The organism is Natranaerobius trueperi, assembly GCF_002216005.1.
Lineage (GTDB): Bacteria > Bacillota > Natranaerobiia > Natranaerobiales > Natranaerobiaceae > Natranaerobius_A > Natranaerobius_A trueperi.
In genome coordinates, this window is the sequence record NZ_NIQC01000019.1 from 34490 (window position 1) to 51377 (window position 16888).

Below are 16888 nucleotides of genomic sequence, written 5' to 3' on the forward strand. Positions count from 1 at the left end.
CTTAGCTAAACTAACATAATTTTGAAGGAGGGGTATTGTTGTTAACCAACAAAAAAATCTTATCAGTATTTGCAGTCTTCCTACTGACAATCTCTGTAGCGTTTATCGGAGCAGGATGTGATGGCGAGGAGCCGGTTGACGAAGATGTAGAAGAGAACGAAATGGAAGAGAATGAGCTAGAGGACGAGAAAAAAGAAGGCGACAAAGATGAAGATGAAGTAGAAGAAGATGATGAAGATGAAGAGGAAGAGGAAGAGGAAGACGAAGTAGAAGAAGATGAAGATGAAGAAGAAGAAGACGAAGAAGACGAAGAATAAGAGAAACATTTATATAGAGTCTGTCAATTAATTGGTGTAAACATTCCAATATGACCTATAAGAATACTTACTTTAAGAAATCGAGGGAGTTTCCTTAAGATAAAGGATTATCTCCTTCGATTTTTATTTTTGTTGTTATATGGTGACTAGTGAATGAAGAACCCTAGTATAAACTACCCGGTAAAATTTTCTTATATTCGTCCTCCAAAATAAATGCTTAATTGTCCCAGTATTTAAGCCCAATCTTTTGTTCTGATAGTCCTTTTTTTAATATCCATAATCGACAAGATAATAAAAGCATCCCCGGGTTTTTAGCAAGGGCTCTTGCTAAAAACCCGTGAAATTTGTCAGTATAGATCGCATCAATTTTAATTCCTTGTTCTTTCTCATATTCTTAGAGTGCTTAAATCTGCCGCTCTATATTCTGCTCTTTCGAGCTCACTCTAACATAATCATAAATCATAACCCCACCTCCAATTAATGTGTTAAAAAGTTTGTATCACTGCCTGTCACAGATTAATTACTTTTTTAACCGAAAACTCTTTTTTTTAAGTTATGTTTCTAGCTATTTTTTGTATCTCAAAAAAGTGTAGGTTTTTAACATATATAAAATTTTTCTAAAAAATTTTTAAAAAAGTGTCTAGAAAATTGTTCAGTTAATCATAACTAGAGTGAAGAAATAATTAATTTATTGAGGGGGGGGAAATTTATGAAAAAGTTGATTTATATGATCGAGAAAGCAAAGAGAGATGAAAGTGGTTTTACACTAGTAGAGCTTTTGATCGTCGTTGCAATTATTGGCGTCCTTGTTGCAATTATAGTACCGGTAATGGGAGGGCAGACTGAAACTGCAAGAGAAAATGCAAACGATGCCAACATAAGAACTATAAAATCTGCCATATCAGCTTATTATGCAGAAGAAGGTAGTTTAGATGAGCTGGATGAAAGTGCACTTAAAGAGTATATCGACGTAGACGAAATAGAATGCCCTTGGGATGATAGTGTTACTGGTATTAATATAGATATAAATGATGCTGACAAGCCAGGTGACCTTGATGTAGAACATGAAGGTGATGGTGAAGGACCCGCGAGTGGTGATGCGTACAAAATAAGTGGACCAGGAGACTAAGGCTAGTTACCTTACGACTAACTAATAATTTCTTAGTTAAAAAACCGCACTCCCATAAGAAGTGCGGTTTTTTAATTGTGACTTTAAACAGTTTTCATATAACCTTTTTTAAAAATTTCTTTATAACAGTACTCGAAAATGTTTTATGCACGCAAAAGTTACTTTATAAAAGGTTTAACTCCTTTACCAAAGGATTTTTATGACTAGAAAATATAATACTCATGATCACAGATTGATATAAATAATTGTTGCAATATATGTTTAAACAAAAATTTGTCACAGTATTAGTATGATACTGTGAATATGTCTATAAATACATAATACAGTCTCAGATATTCCAATCAACACAAATAAAGACGGAACAATTCGAGTGTCCCGTTTTAGATGTAATTATATATTTAGCTTTTCAGGCTTTCATTTTGCTACATATTAGCTTTTCTCTTTAAGGAGGGAATAATCCCTACGTAACTAGATAAAGATGGTCATACAACCAAATGAAAGGGGTCTTTAATCATTTAGTTTTATCTATGTCTCAATTCAGTTGCATAGAAATCGTATACAATTTCTATGCAGAAATACAGTTTTAAATAATTACTCTTTCATGTTTCTTTTAATGCTTCTTCTATTACATCAACCATTTTCTTGTTTTATTTTAGTGAGCAGCATAGATTTTTAATTGAGTGTGAAGCTCACTATCAAGTTCAAAAGTTGTTTTCTTTTTTGTTTTATTTACACCTTCCTCTTTTCGCTGTATTCCTGTATAAAAATCAATCAGAACGGTAATTCATCATCCTCCTTCATCTACAAAGTTTTATATGAAAATACCTGTTTATTTTGTTAAAATCTGCTTAAGATCTTTTTTTATAACAGTTTCAAGCTCTTTTTACACCAATGAATTTTTTTATTGAGAAAGTTACTGCACAACAATACGCCTTCCCGCCATCTACCATTTCTACTATAAGATTCACCATCCCATTTATGGCTAGTCACGCCTAAAGTTCTAATATTTTCTTCTGCTATTTCTAGTGCAATTTTTGCATCAACTCCCTTTTATAGATTAAATTAATTGTCTCCTAGGTTCTATAAGTGATACAATATCTTTGTAATTTTATTAATCTTATGCTAGGAGTCAATAAATGAAACTAATAAAAAAGACAATTGGTAAAATTGTATATGGCACCACCCAAATCATCTCTAAATTATTTGATGCATTAATAAGTTTCATAGAAATCACTGTTTCATTAGTAAAAAGTGCTATGAGTTTATTTTTTGGTTTTTTAATGGTTGGGGGATGTTTTCTAGTACTTATAATGTTAGGTCCCCTTACATTTACTCTGTTAACAGAACCAAACTTATTACTTTTTATAATATTTATTATTATCTATCCCCTATTAGGTACAATTCTGTTAGCATATATAAAATATTTTAAATATATGGTTACAGAATATTTATTTGACCTCTCTAATCACTTGATAAATGATAAGAACAGACGGTTTAATTCATTTATAGAATATGGAGAAGAGTATAAAAGAAAAGAATATGCTAAAAAGGAAAAGGAACGAAGAGAGAGACAGTATCAACAACAAAAAGAATGGGAAGAAAAGTTTAAAAGATGGCAACAATATTCAGGAGATAGACAATATAATTGGTATGGTCAAAGTAACTATCAAACTTATACAAACCCAAATATTGATTTTAAAAAGAAATATGAAGAAAGCTGTGACATTTTAGATATTAGCTATAATGCAAATAAAGATGAAATAAGAAAAGCATTTCGAAAAAAAGCAAAAAAATATCACCCAGATGTAAATGATTCTCCTGATGCTTCAAACTTATTTAAGAAAATAAATGATGCTTATGAGTTTTTAAATGATACTAATATAGAAAGATATAGAAACATTGAATAAAGAAGGAGTTTTGTAATGAAATGGCTAAAGAATTTTATGATAGGTAGATATGGTCTAGACCAACTATCTATAGCTCTAATTGTTCTAGCATTGTTTTTTTCTGTATTAGCACCAATAATACAAAACCCGGTGTTAGAAGCTCTTTATATTGTAACAATAGTTATTTTGTTTTATCGAATATTATCTAAAGATATAACAAAGCGTTCTCAGGAAAATAGAAAATTTCTTGAATTTTGGAGTCCTATAAGAAAAAAATTCTCTAATAAAAAGAACCGCTTAAAAAATTCTAGATACTATCGCTATTATAACTGTCCAAATTGCAAACAAGACCTACGTGTTCCAAAAGGAAAAGGTAATATCATTATTACCTGTCCTAAATGTACCACTAAATTATCTAAAAAGACCTAATATATTTAATAGAAGGTAAATATGATTATTTATAGAATATAATCTATAATATTATAGATGGGTTGTTATCTGGAGGGATTAATTTGGCAAGAAAAAAATCTTACTATGCAGTAAGACAAGGACGTAAGACTGGTATATACTACTCATGGGATGAATGTAAAAAACAGATAGATGGTTATAGTAATGCAGAATATAAAAAGTTTTCTTCACTAGATGAAGCAAAAGCTTATCTAGGTGAAGAGTCCAAAAAGCAAAGTAACTTAAAAACATCTAACTCTGTACTAGCTTATATAGATGGAAGCTACTGTAAAAAATCAAAGCTCTACTCCTATGGATGTGTTATCTTAAAAAACAATACTGTTATTACAGAGTTTAATGGAACAGGAAAGGACACTGACTTAGCTAAGATGAGAAATGTAGCAGGAGAACTTCTTGGAGCAATAAAAGCCATTGAATGGGCGTATGAACATAATTATGAAGGTATCACACTATACTATGATTATGAAGGAATAGAAAAATGGGCAAAAGGTTTCTGGAAGACTAACAAGGAAGGTACTAAAGATTATGCAAAGTTCATACAAAAATATCTACCGTTAATAAATATTGATTTCAAAAAAGTAGCTGCTCATTCAGGTGACTATTATAATGATAAAGCAGATGAATTAGCTAAACAAGCTATCACTAACTATTTAGGAGATAATAACTCAAAAAAACAAGATAAAATTTCTATTATCTTTGATAAAGTAATGACAGAAACTGAAAGTAATAAAAAAACCAGTATTAATTTTAATATTAACGGTTATAGTCTTACAGAACAAAAGGTTTCAAAGTTTACAAAAGAAGTATGGAAAAGTTATGGTAATAAAATTAAAGATATTGATGAGATTAAAGTTAATATAAATACTAAAACTATTCATTGGGTGATAAAAGATCAAAAGGGATCTAACCATGAGTTTAGTTACAGTTTTGACTAGATAAGGGTGAGTAGCCAAAAGAGCCCTAATTCTAAAGATATCTGTAATCTAAGTTAATGAAAGATATTTAAGTAGGAGCTTTGCTCCTACTTTTTTTATTGGTCATAGACTTCATTAAAATTGTGTTTATAAAAAACTTTTTCTTTGAGTTTTTTATACATTATAATCATTTAACAGCCCTCTCCTTATTCAAAGGGCTGTTATAAATAGTGGCTGGCCTTCTAAAAAGCCCCTTCGTTTCAACAAATTTTCCTGTAAATCGATACTATTTTTCCCACTGTATCCCTTTAATATAACAAACTTTGACAAAATTTTATTATAATTTTCAAAATTACCAATATAAGAGAAAAGGGAGGATTTTTAAATTCGTGATAGAATTTTTAAATGGCATTTGTATACCATTATCAAACAATTTTCACAAATTTTTTTACAGGGAGGGCAAGATTAAATGTCTAAGTCTACTTCTAAACAAGGTGGTTTGACTCATCACATGCTTAATGTCATTGAACAGGTAGGTAATAGACTACCACATCCTATTGTGCTCTTTTTCATTCTTTCCATTGGAGTAATTTTCACATCCTTTTTTGTTAGTCTTCTTGATGTAGCAGTTGAACATCCTGCTACCGGAGAATTAGTGGAAGTGGAAAATCTTCTTTCTCGAGAAGGTTTTCAAAGTATCGTCAGTGAAGCTGTAGACAACTTTACCAGCTTTGCTGCCCTAGGTGTCGTGATAGTTGCTATGTTAGGTGTAGGTGTTGCTGATGAAACTGGTTTAATTAATTCTGCTTTAAAAAAGTTAGTTCTAGGAGCTTCCGAGCGCTACCTAACTTCAGTTATTGTTTTTGCAGGTATTATGTCTAACCTAGCTGCTGATGCTGGTTATGTAGTTGTGGTCCCATTGGGTGCAATGATTTTTGCTGCTAAAGGTAGACACCCCTTAGCTGGACTAGCTGCAGCATTTGCCGGAGTTTCCGGAGGGTTTAGTGCTAACCTGCTCGTAACGTCAGTAGACCCTTTACTAGCAGGTATGACTGCAGAAGGAGCCCAAATTTTAGATCCTAGCTATACTATAGCTCCTACTGCTAATTATTACTTTATGGCTGTCTCTACCGTACTTATTGTTTTACTTGGAACATGGGTGACAGAAAAAATAGTTACCCCTCGATTAGGTACTTATGAAGGTAAGTTTGAAGGTGAAATGAAACAAACAACTCCTGAAGAAAACAAGGGATTAAAATCTGCTTTAACCTGGCTTCTTATAGCTATAGCGGTTCTTTTATTGTTGACTGTACCATCTAATGGCCTTCTACGGGCTGATGGAGAACTCATTGGTGCAGGAACACCATTTATGAATGGAATTGTTCCTATTATAGCTGTTTTATTCTTTATACCTGCCTTAGCTTATGGCTTTAAAGTCGGACACATAAAGAGTAGTAATGATATAGCCAATAGTCTTAGCAAAGGTATGAAAGACATGGCCGGTCTCATTGCTCTATTCTTTGTTATCAGTCAATTTATTGCTTACTTTGAATGGTCAAATATGGGAACAATTTTAGCTGTTAATGGAGCTGAATTTTTAGAAAGTATTGGTCTAACAGGATTACCATTAATTATACTCTTTGTTATTCTAATTGGTTTTATAAACCTTTTCATGGGAGGGGCAGCCACCAAATGGGCTATTATGTCTCCAATTTTTGTTCCTATGTTAATGGAACTTAATTACAGCCCTGAATTTGTACAGCTAGCCTATAGAATTGGTGATTCAGCTACTAATATTGTTGCTCCTTTAATGACCTATTTTGCAGTTGTGATCGGTTTTGCCAAAAAGTATGATGAACATGCTGGAATTGGGACTATTATTGCTACCATGATCCCGTATGCTATTGCTTTTAAGTTAGGTTGGATCATTTTACTTTCAATTTGGTTTGTGTTAGGATTACCTATTGGTCCAGGAGATACAATCTTTCTTAGTATGTAATAAAACTTATTTTTTCTATTGTATACTCTCTCTCGAGTATACAATAGAAAAAACACATCTGGCACCAATCATTTAATTGTGGTTGGTGCCATTTTTTTATGCTACTAACCCGTAATCTATTAGATACAACTTGTTTTAAAAACCATAGTTTATTTCGGTTACCTGAGCCATTTTACTCTAGACAGTAGATATGCTCCTCCTAATGGTAAGTAAACTGTCTACCACAAGGGGAACATATCAATCATGGGGTGTCCTACTGCTCTTTATTTGGTAAAGGTTCAACAAGTTCTTCACCGGTTTTAAGATCTTTTACTGTAACCTTATTTTCTTTCACTTCTTGTTCTCCTATGACAATGGCATATCTTTTATTTGTACGGTCAGCATATTTAAAAGATTTACCAATACTTCTATCAACCTTTTCTACTTCTGCTAGATAACCTTTACTACGATATGTAGTTGCTATTTTCAGTGCATCAATTTCATATTCTTTTCCTAAAGGTATGACTAACACACCATCTCTATTTGTTGTTGTCTCATCTTTTAATAGCTCATATACTACATCTAATCCAATTGAAATTCCCACTGCAGAGCTATCAGAACTAGTTACTTCCCTTACACCTTTGTTATATCTACCACCAGCTGCAATGCTTGAGGTAACATTTCCTTCTGTAGTAAATACTTCATAGACTAACCCATCATAAAAGTTTAGTCCCCGAGCTAAAGTTGGGGTAAATAAAATATAATCTTCTCTACCTAATGCTCTAATATAATCAGTAACTTCACTTAATTCACTCAAACCTTCTTGTACTATTTGATTATCAATACTCTTTAAATCATCATAGGACGCATCTGTTAATTCAGAAAGGGTATCTTTTGCAAGTTGTTCAGATAATCCTTTATCAATTAGTTCTTTTACAAGAGTATCAAACTCTAACTTTTCTAATTTATCAATTGTTAAAATAACTTCATCAATCTTTTCATCTTCTATTCCTTTAGAAGTTAAGTAACCCTCAAGAATTTTTCTATTATTAACTTTCACTTTTACACTTAACCCAACTTCTTCAAAAATATCAAGCACCATATTAATAAGCTCAACTTCAGCTAAAAGTTTATCACATCCTACAATGTCAGCATCACATTGAGTGAATTCCCGTAACCTTCCCTTTTTTGTAGGACCATCTCTAAAAACTTTCCCTATTTCATAACGTTTGAATGGTTTTCGAATACTTTCACTTTTTTCTCTAAGCACTTTCATAAGTGGAACAGTCAAATCAAACCTTAAGCCCAGGTCTCTATCCCCTCTATCAGTTAATCGATAGATTTCTTCTAATATTTCAGCTCCTCCACCATACTTTGAGGTGAGGACATCCATAGGAGTTAAAACTGAAGTTTCTACAGATTCAAACCCATACCTTCTATAATGCTTTTCAATTATAGTTTTAATCTTATGTCTTAATTCATTTTCAGAGTAATCCTTTATTCCTTTAAGTTTAGACATAGCTATCACCTCTAATTTTACTATTTTATGAGTATTTTACTTGAAAATATTGGCGCGGGTCAATATTTTTCTCCTACATATAACAACAAAATCACATTCATTAGACAATAAATTGATATATTTCCTGGGAAATTCGACAAAGATAGTGGTCAATAGTGTGGGAACTAAAAAGGTCTTGATTCACAATCATCGCTAAAAGAACAAGGTATATGATAGTAATTAAAAAATACCGGATTGTATATATTTTCTTCAATTAATAACGGAATATAACCTAATAAAGGAATTTTAACTGGTTTATCGTTGATTGTTGGAACTACTCCACCAACCCAATCAGACTGTATAGGTGGAAACATACCACATTCTTGATCTGTTACCTCATTTGCATCTCCTTGTGTTACAAAACCGTCTTCTTTTTCATCACATACAATTCTATGAAGAGTCCAATTACAAATACCTGCTTCTGGCGATCTAAAAATCACTTTATCACCTTTTGATAAGTCTTCACAATCAACAGGTAAAACTGCTACCAAATCTCCTCTTGTCATACTAGGCTCCATACTCCATGAACGAATAGTAACCGCAAGTGTAGGTGCCTGTCGATAAATAGTTATCACAACCATTGAGAGGACAAAGGTGATAACTAAAACGAGTAAAACCGTTTCAATTTTTCTCTTTTTAGACATGAAAGGCCGTTACAAGAAATTTAAAAAGTTCGCTTCCTGTAACGGCTTTCACCACCTTTCTTTTTTAGTTTCTCATAGAGAACTAAAGCTTTTAATTAAATTATATGTTTTTTTCTTTAAACTACAAAACTAATTTTAATCGTCAGAAAATTCTTGTTAACTCTACTATAACTTATTTAAACCACAATTTAAAACGATTTTGTTACAAGTATAATATTTAAAGACTTATAATTTTAAAAGATAATTCCAATACTAAAAATAAACTTTATAAAAAGGAGCGTCTAAAAATGAAAAAAATTAGTCTCTTATCCATAATAATAAGCTTAGTAACATTATTAGCTATTGTGGGTTGTCAACCCGAAGAAGAGGATAATGATACTTCCCCAACAGATGAAAATGGAACAGAGGTAAGTGAAGAAACCAGTGATGTTGTAATAATTGGTGGCGGAGGAGCTGGTATGGCGGCAGCAGTATCAGCAGCAGAAGAAGGTGCAGAAGTTGTACTTATCGAAAAAATGCCTGCCATTGGTGGAAACACCATCATATCTGCTGGAGCTTATAATGCTGCTGACCCAGAAAGGCAAGCAGAACAGGGTATTGAAGACTCTGTAGATTTTCACTTTGAACAAACTTACGAAGGCGGAGACGAACAAGGTGATGAAGAACTAGTAAGGACTTTAGTAGAGAATTCATTAGATACTAAACACTGGCTTGAAGAGTTAGGTTTAGAGTTTGAAGATGAAATAGATTCAGTAATTGGTGCTATGCATGAAAGAACCCATTACCCTGTAGCACCGTCAGGGACTGGGTATATTTCTGTTTTAGAAGATACAGCTAATGAATTGGGAGTAGATATTGAACTAGAGACCAAGGCAAAACAACTTATTGTGGAAGACGATGAAGTTACTGGTGTTATTGCTGAAAAAGATGAGGATGAAATACACTACATGGCAGAGGACGGTGTCATCTTAGCTACGGGTGGTTTTTCAAAAAATATAGAAATGAGAACTGAGTACGATCCTGAATTAGAAGAAGATATCCCAAGTTCTAATCAACCAAGCGCAACAGGTGAAGGAATACTTATGGCTGAAGAAATTGGTGCTGAACTAACTAATATGGACCAGATACAGATTCTTCCTATTGCAAATGAACATGGTGGGCTCGAAGGTAGTACAACTATCAATATTGAAAATGTTGTATTCGTAAATCAACAAGGTAGGCGCTTTGTACATGAAGATGCTAGACGAGATGTTTTAGCTGATGCAGTTTTTGAACAAGAAGGTGGTTACTACTATCTGATTAATGATTCCCAAATCATCGAAGAAGAGAACGAATATGGTGAGTCTATAGATGAATTAATCGATGCCGGATCAGTTAAAAAGGGAGAAACTTTAGAAGAGCTAGCAAGAGAAATAGATGTTCCCGAAGAAGAGTTTGTAGAAACCATTGAAAACTTTAATGAAGCTGTAGAAGCTAGAGAAGATGAAGAGTTTGAGAGAGAAGTATTTAGCAATAAAATCGAAGAGGGACCTTTTTACGCATCTATTAGGTACCCTTCAGTTCACCATACCATGGGTGGTGTAAGTATTAACACTGATACTCAGATTATTTCACAAGAAGGAGATCCTATACCTGGGTTATATGCTGCAGGAGAGGTCACAGGTAACATTCATGGTACCAATAGGTTAGGAGGAAATGCAATACCAGATACAATGGTATTTGGAAGAATAGCAGGTCAAACTGTAGCAGGTATGGAAGAAGGTGATGAGGTATTAACTGGAGTCGGTCAGGGGTATGGAGGTAACATAGAAGTTGAAGTACATATTACAGATGATGAGATTACTCAAGTGGAAGTAATTGAACACAATGAAACTGATAGAGTTTCTGATCCAGCATTAGAAAAAATCCCATATGAGATTGTTAAACAAAACTCTACAGAAGATGTTGACACAGTAAGTGGAGCAACAGATACCAGTGCTGGTATATTAGAAGCTGTGGAGGACGCACTAGAATAGTTGTAGATTAATCTCTAACCAGATATTCTAAATTATTAAAGCCAGAAATTTTTTCTGGCTTTAATTTATTTTATAACAAAATCCTACATAAATTCATATTAATTAATATATAATCGCAAAGTTTTATAAAACTTGATATCTTAAAAGGAAGTTTAATCATAACAAAGAATATATATAAGGAACTAATACTATCTTATAAATATTATAATAGAAGGAGTGGTATTTTTGAGTCAACCTACAAAAAACCCCGGGTTAGCTGCTGTTTTAAGCGCTTTCTGGGGTGGACTAGGACAGATCTATAAATTTTAAAGGGAATTTTAATTATAGGAGCTCAGGTTATTAATTCTTTTCTTGCCTTCATTCTAATTGGTTTTATAACATTTCCGATTGTGTGGATTTGGAACATTTATGATGCTTATAAATGTGCAGAAAGATTTAATGAAAGTAACACACAACAAACTATTTATATCAATCATAATTAATTAAGATAGGGGCCGGTGACTAACCGCCGTCCCTCTTACACCACCGAACATACGGATCCGAATACGGCGGTTCTAGCTTCTCTATTCTTTTCTGCATACTAATCCGGTCCTTTGCGAGATGTTAGTTGTTTAATTTTAGCTTTGAAACGGTTTATTATTTGTCTAGCTAGTCGTATCTTAGGGTTCTTTTTGTGATGAGTGAAGCTAAATCCTAGTAGTTTACGCTTCCATGGTCTATCCACCGTTGTTTACTTTTAGTTTTCAGTTTCTTCTCAATATAAGTTGTAATAGACTGCATTATTCTTTCGCCTGCTCTTTTGATTTCACATAAATGTGAAAATCGTCAGCATAACGAACGAATTTATGACCTCGTTTTTCAAGTTCTTTGTCTAATTCATCTAAAACTATGTTATAAAGTTGTACATGTTAACTTAAAAGTCCCCCGTGGGATTCACCACTTTCTTCTCAAGGTAGGAACTTTGTTTTCTGCTTCTTTGAGACAGATGAACGCCTGGTAATGATTCTCCATAATTGGTTTGGTCCTTCCTTTATATCTTAAGCTACCAAGTACTATGACGTCTGCTGTTCAACATAGCCTCTCGACCATGCTTACCTCTTATCTGTGGCGTTCCAGCAGATTCTCCCCAGGTAGTAAGGACTTTGTCTTGATGTGCAGACTAATCCAGTGTTGCCTAGCCTTGTATGAGATTCGTGTCCCTCGGGGCGAAAATTTGCCGCTTACTTCCTTCAGATGATAGAGTCACCTCCACCACCCTTGTCTTGAGCTACAGCTACTACTACCTTCGCTGTTCGGGACTTTTACCCTATAGCTTATACCCATGCCGGGCACACACATTAAAAGGCTCCAATTTGGAGCCTTTATATTTTATAGATTTTTTCAATTAGTTTCTATAATTTTAATAATTTCTTTCTGTGGATGCCAGTCTACTTGAAAACCCAAATTTTCTAAAGCAAACCTTAATGGAATCAGTGTTCTACCATCTAAAATTTGAGGTGATGAGTCCATAGTAACTTTTTGATCATTAACTATAGAAAGTTCTGAGCCTATTTTTAACTCAACTTTAGTATTTTCATCTAGTAATATCACTTTCTTACTATCATTATTCCAAGTAATATTTACACCAAACTGGTCAAATACACCTCGTACTGGAATATAAGTTCTACCATCTTTAATCACAGGTGGTGTATCTATTTCAATAGTACTATTATTTAATATCCCTTCACTAGTATTCGGGGATAAAATTAGCTTTTTTTTATCTGTTTCAATATTACTATTTTTATCTACCCAATCATAAAAATATTCTAAAGTATGATATGACATACCACTATAGTTATTAAATTCGCTAAACTTTTTATCAGCTCTTATAAGTCGCTTTTTTAATTGTGAGTTATCAAAATCATAAACTGTTCCTTTTTTATTAGGTTGAAACTCTGTACCTATATTTACTTTAGTATTATAGTTATCAAAAAACTGTAAGTACTCTTTCCCTTTATTAATAAATTCTTTACTAGACTCTTTCTTATTCATAAGTGATACTTCATCTACAAGATTAATAATATCTTCTACATTATATTCTAAATAACATGGTAATAACTTAACATTTAAAGAAAGTTTAGTATCATGTTCTTCTATAGTTTTACTAACCTCTTTCAAGTTAAAACTCAACTGCTTTAATAGCTCTTTTTCATTATCATAAACTTTCTCTAAAATATGTGGTTCTACCTCTAAATGGATACCATCAAACTGATTATTCAGGTCTAGAACCTTTTTTGTTTCATGTATTAAATTATTCTCTTTTCTTTTTAAAACCCAAGCTTCAACTTCTATATTAGTTTTATTTGCTAATTTAATAAACTTATTATAAAGCTCTGGATTATTTTTTAATAAATACTTATCATGTAGATCCGCTACATTTAAATATACTCGATCAATACCTAGTCTGTGTAATTTATCTATTATTTCACCAGGTTCTTTTATGTATTTTTTCTCTTCTATCCAGACTGATTCCTTTTTTGTATCTAATTCTTCATGACCACTCGACTCTCCGCCTAATACAATAAAGACAATTAATAGTAAAATTACAACCTTTCTCATAAAAGCCCCCCTTACCTAGAAAATCTTTTTCTAACACACCATTCTATAACTATTCAAAAACTTTATAATTAGACGTCTAACAAGCTGAATTATCCACACAGTTATCCATAGTTTTTGTTAATAAACAAAAAAAGGGCCGTTAAAAGGCTCCTTACATGTCACCTAAGTAGACTATTAGCCAAGATGTTAAAGCTCCAAAAAGTATATGCCATGTTAAATGACTAAGATTAGTAATAGGTTCGACGGGGTCTAGGTGTGCAATTTTCAATCTTAATAAACATCCGAAAATAATGAGCCAAAAAAATAAGCCTACTGTGATCCCTTTTAATAGATAGAATTCACTACCTGTAAAATGAAGTAAAAAAGCTGTGATAACTCCCTTTACTCCAGCTACTGAATAATCATTAATAAAGCCAATAAATAAACCTATTCCTGTTTTTATATCCTTTTTTTCAACAAAAACTGATGTTGAAATATGCCAGATATATATTTTATTTATCCCAAAATGATATAGGAAAAAATCAAATAGATTTACAGGTATATTAGCTATTACTCCCGCTAAAGCACCTAAAGTAAAGATATCATTTATCATGTAATTACTCCTTTCCTTTAAAAATTATTCTTTGTATATAAAATACAAATTATTAATACTACGGCACTAAAGTTACTATATTAGAGAAAGTTTATTTGACCAGATGAGAAAAAATGGGTTCGAATTGTCTAATAGGAATATTTGTCAAATGGAGGATAATGAAGAATCAATAAATGTTATCGAAGACTTAAGAATACGCTATGAGAACAGCAAGTAGAAATGTCATCAGTAATCATGAAAATCTTTCAAATGAAGTAGTAAAACAGATAACTGAAGATTCTGAATAATCTCCAGGTTGCTCCCATCCAACATATTCTTCAATTGAGCTATAGATTATTTCACCATCTTCATTCTTCGTTTCATATGATTTGATTGTATATCCCTAATACTGTAAAAGATGATAATAGATTAAGATAAATCTTTTTAAATGAAGGTAACAACTATACAAATCTAGAATAGTATAGATAATATCTATATCAAGGAGGAATGTAAGATGAGTATAATGGTAGGTAAGAAAGTACCTGATTTTGAAGGAAAAGCTCTTGTAAAAGATGAAATAAAAACAGTAAAACTATCAGATTATGAAGGTAAATGGTTGGTTGTTTGCTTTTATCCAGGAGATTTTACATTTGTCTGACCAACAGAAATAGCAGCAGTTGCTGCTAAATATGATGAACTGCAGAGCTTAGATGTAGAAGTTGTAGCTGTCAGTACGGACAGTAACTTCAGCCACAAAATTTGGCACGAAGTAGAGCTTTCTAAAATGGTAGAAGGTGGCATCCCTTTCCCCATGATCTCAGACGCTAATGGTGAAATAGGTCGATTATTTGGCGTGTACCGTGAGGAAAGTGGTGTGAACGTTCGAGGACGTTTTCTCATTAACCCAGAAGGTAAGCTTCGAGCAATGGAGATCTTGACACCAGAAGTTGGTCGAAATGTTTCAGAGCTACTTCGACAAGTAAAAGCTTACCAACATATAGAAAAAACGGGAGAGGTAACCCCATCCGGTTGGGAACCTGGTAAAAAGACTTTAAAACCCCGAACAGACCTAGCAGGTAAGGTATGGAAAGAATGGAAGGTAGAAGATAATTATTAATTAGTTTTTGATATAAAACAAAACTATTAAGACTGTAAAAAAGCCCTTAAAACTTATTGAAATGTTTTAAGGGCTTTTCTTAGTGACATCCATTAATTAAGCTTTATTTAAGATTTTATTGTCTTGGTAACTTTTCTTAGTTAAGCATGGTAACCTATAATAAAATTGGCGGCGAAAGGCCTAGAGCTTTTAGTTTATTGGGTTAATGCTAAAATATACTAGAGCTCTATTAAAAGAGCGTTCTTCTATCTGCCTAACTCGTTCTCTAGTAATATCAAATTTATCTCCTACCTCTTGAAGTGTCAGGGGTTCATCATTATAAAAACCGTAACGCAGTTTTAATATATCACTTGAGCTATAGTTACTATTTCCATCTTTACTTTCTAAATAGGAAAATAATTTGTTAACTAGGTCTTTATTCGCTATATCTTCGATAAAATCATCATGTTCATATAACCCTTCATAAGATAGCTCAAAATTTTCTTCAAGTTCAGGATTTACACTATTACAAGCCTTATCATAAGTCTCATAATATTTATTTCTAGTTAAATTATCATAATAAAATTCCCTATCTTTTATAAAAGGCACTATAGATGTTTTGGTTTGTTGTTCATCTAAACCTATTAAATAGGTTCCATCATAAAAAAGATTATCTAGCATTCTATTTAAGTAATTTAAATCCTGTTCATCTTCTACATGACTAGATGTAATACTATATCCATACAGTTGATCAAAACTAATATAGTTTAACTTCCAAAGTAGATAATCCCTGTATGTTTTATCGTCAATAAAATAGTTATAAGGATCTTTACCTAGGGGTAGGTCCTTATCTAATATCTTTTCTATTTTCTTTAGTTCATCTATCCTATAATGAGGTATCCTTATGAGATTATGAAAAGCATCTTGATATCTTCTAAAGTATTGACGCAAATAAACAAGAAAATAATTATGAAAACTTGTTTCTCTATTAGGATCAAAATTTTCATAGGCTTTTTCTAAAGCAAAATACGACTCTTGAATATAATCTTCTGGATCAATAATATCACAACTATATGTGTTACTTAGGTCATAAGTGGTTTTAAAATAACTTTTGTAAGTTAGATCTAAAATTTCTTCTTTTGAGTATTCATTAAAATAACTATTTAAAATTCTAGTTGAATTTTCTATTGAATGTTCTTTTAGATTATTAAAATAGTGTTTTAATGGTTTTAACTCATACTCCTCTTCAAAATTATTTTGCTCTAAATGATTTCTATTCCACTTATCTGGGTTAAAACGCCAGAACCCTTTTCTTTGTGGATCCTTTTCAAAAAAGCTTTTTTTAGACAGAACACTAGAAATACTAGATTCACGATAGGGATAGTACTTAGAAACATATTCTTTGATCTCTTTTAAGTGAAGACCAGAAGGATGATAGATTAATATTTCTGATAATAGTTCTAAAAGAGACTTTTTGTCACTATTTGTTATTTCATTAGACAATCTTGTTGTACCTTTATAATGTTCTTGGGCTTTAAACACTTTTTCATCGACTTGTCCTATTTTTAGATGTATGTGATTTGAATCGTAAGCGTCAAATAGCACCCACATTGATTTAATAAAAAACTCCCATCTCATTAAATAAATAAGTGGGAGTGACTGTTATAATCAGTTTTTGCTATTTGCTTTGAGTTTTTTGCAACTTGCAGTTTTC

At 32.3% G+C, this 16888-nt stretch carries 13 protein-coding genes and 2 pseudogenes; 8 read left to right on the forward strand and 7 right to left on the reverse strand.

What is annotated here, in order from left to right; genetic code table 11:
* Positions 1-38: 38 nt before the first annotated feature.
* Together CDO51_RS14325 and CDO51_RS08855 are read left to right on the forward strand one after the other, a co-directional pair.
* On the forward strand, positions 39-317 hold the full coding sequence (locus CDO51_RS14325) for a hypothetical protein (RefSeq protein WP_205842186.1): 279 nt from the start codon (positions 39-41) through the stop codon (positions 315-317).
* A 709-nt stretch (positions 318-1026) separates the two neighbouring features.
* Positions 1027-1446: a competence type IV pilus major pilin ComGC gene (locus tag CDO51_RS08855; protein WP_089023922.1), complete on the forward strand. Its 420-nt coding sequence runs from the start codon at positions 1027-1029 to the stop codon at positions 1444-1446.
* Between the two features lie 599 nt (positions 1447-2045).
* Here CDO51_RS08855 and CDO51_RS15420 read toward each other — a convergent pair.
* Positions 2046-2093: pseudogene (locus tag CDO51_RS15420) on the reverse strand (hypothetical protein); the annotation flags it as partial.
* Positions 2094-2582: 489 nt separating this feature from the next.
* Between CDO51_RS15420 and CDO51_RS08860 the strand changes: the two are divergent.
* The 4 genes from CDO51_RS08860 to CDO51_RS08875 all read left to right on the forward strand — a co-directional run bounded on the left by CDO51_RS08860 (position 2583) and on the right by CDO51_RS08875 (position 6713).
* Positions 2583-3353: a DnaJ domain-containing protein gene (locus tag CDO51_RS08860; protein WP_089023923.1), complete on the forward strand. Its 771-nt coding sequence runs from the start codon at positions 2583-2585 to the stop codon at positions 3351-3353.
* Positions 3354-3368: 15 nt separating this feature from the next.
* A complete protein-coding gene (locus CDO51_RS08865) occupies positions 3369-3761 on the forward strand; it encodes a hypothetical protein (protein ID WP_089023924.1) in 393 nt (130 codons plus the stop codon).
* Positions 3762-3844: 83 nt separating this feature from the next.
* Entirely contained in the window at positions 3845-4735 is an 891-nt protein-coding gene (locus tag CDO51_RS08870; protein ID WP_089023925.1) for a ribonuclease H1 domain-containing protein, read from the forward strand.
* 448 nt (positions 4736-5183) lie between these two features.
* On the forward strand, positions 5184-6713 hold the full coding sequence (locus CDO51_RS08875) for an AbgT family transporter (protein ID WP_089023926.1): 1530 nt from the start codon (positions 5184-5186) through the stop codon (positions 6711-6713).
* A gap of 253 nt (positions 6714-6966) precedes the next feature.
* Here CDO51_RS08875 and hisS read toward each other — a convergent pair whose 3' ends face one another.
* On the reverse strand, positions 6967-8211 hold the full coding sequence (gene hisS, locus CDO51_RS08880) for a histidine--tRNA ligase (RefSeq protein ID WP_089023927.1): 1245 nt from the start codon (positions 8209-8211) through the stop codon (positions 6967-6969).
* Between the two features lie 164 nt (positions 8212-8375).
* The gene (locus tag CDO51_RS08885; RefSeq protein ID WP_089023928.1) at positions 8376-8894 is read right to left on the reverse strand and encodes a signal peptidase I; all 519 of its coding nucleotides are present in this window, start codon (positions 8892-8894) and stop codon (positions 8376-8378) included.
* Between the two features lie 287 nt (positions 8895-9181).
* Here CDO51_RS08885 and CDO51_RS08890 point away from each other — a divergent pair, with 287 nt between their 5' ends.
* Positions 9182-10909, forward strand: a complete 1728-nt coding sequence (locus CDO51_RS08890) for a flavocytochrome c (protein WP_089023929.1) — start codon at positions 9182-9184, stop codon at positions 10907-10909.
* A gap of 555 nt (positions 10910-11464) precedes the next feature.
* Here CDO51_RS08890 and CDO51_RS15425 read toward each other — a convergent pair.
* The 3 genes and pseudogenes from CDO51_RS15425 to CDO51_RS08910 form a co-directional block, all read right to left on the reverse strand.
* Positions 11465-11808: pseudogene (locus tag CDO51_RS15425) on the reverse strand (group II intron reverse transcriptase/maturase); the annotation flags it as partial.
* 481 nt (positions 11809-12289) lie between these two features.
* Positions 12290-13507, reverse strand: coding sequence for a copper amine oxidase N-terminal domain-containing protein (locus CDO51_RS08905; protein ID WP_089023930.1), 1218 nt, complete (start codon positions 13505-13507; stop codon positions 12290-12292).
* 151 nt (positions 13508-13658) lie between these two features.
* Positions 13659-14099 (reverse strand): hypothetical protein, encoded by a 441-nt coding sequence (locus CDO51_RS08910; protein ID WP_089023931.1) that lies wholly within the window; start codon positions 14097-14099, stop codon positions 13659-13661.
* Between the two features lie 493 nt (positions 14100-14592).
* Here CDO51_RS08910 and prxU point away from each other — a divergent pair, with 493 nt between their 5' ends.
* Positions 14593-15195 (forward strand): thioredoxin-dependent peroxiredoxin, encoded by a 603-nt coding sequence (gene prxU, locus CDO51_RS14720; protein ID WP_089023932.1) that lies wholly within the window; start codon positions 14593-14595, stop codon positions 15193-15195.
* A 189-nt stretch (positions 15196-15384) separates the two neighbouring features.
* On the opposite strand, the gene CDO51_RS08920 is transcribed toward prxU, so the two are convergent.
* Positions 15385-16785 (reverse strand): sigma factor-like helix-turn-helix DNA-binding protein, encoded by a 1401-nt coding sequence (locus CDO51_RS08920; protein WP_158212407.1) that lies wholly within the window; start codon positions 16783-16785, stop codon positions 15385-15387.
* Positions 16786-16888 lie beyond the last annotated feature (103 nt).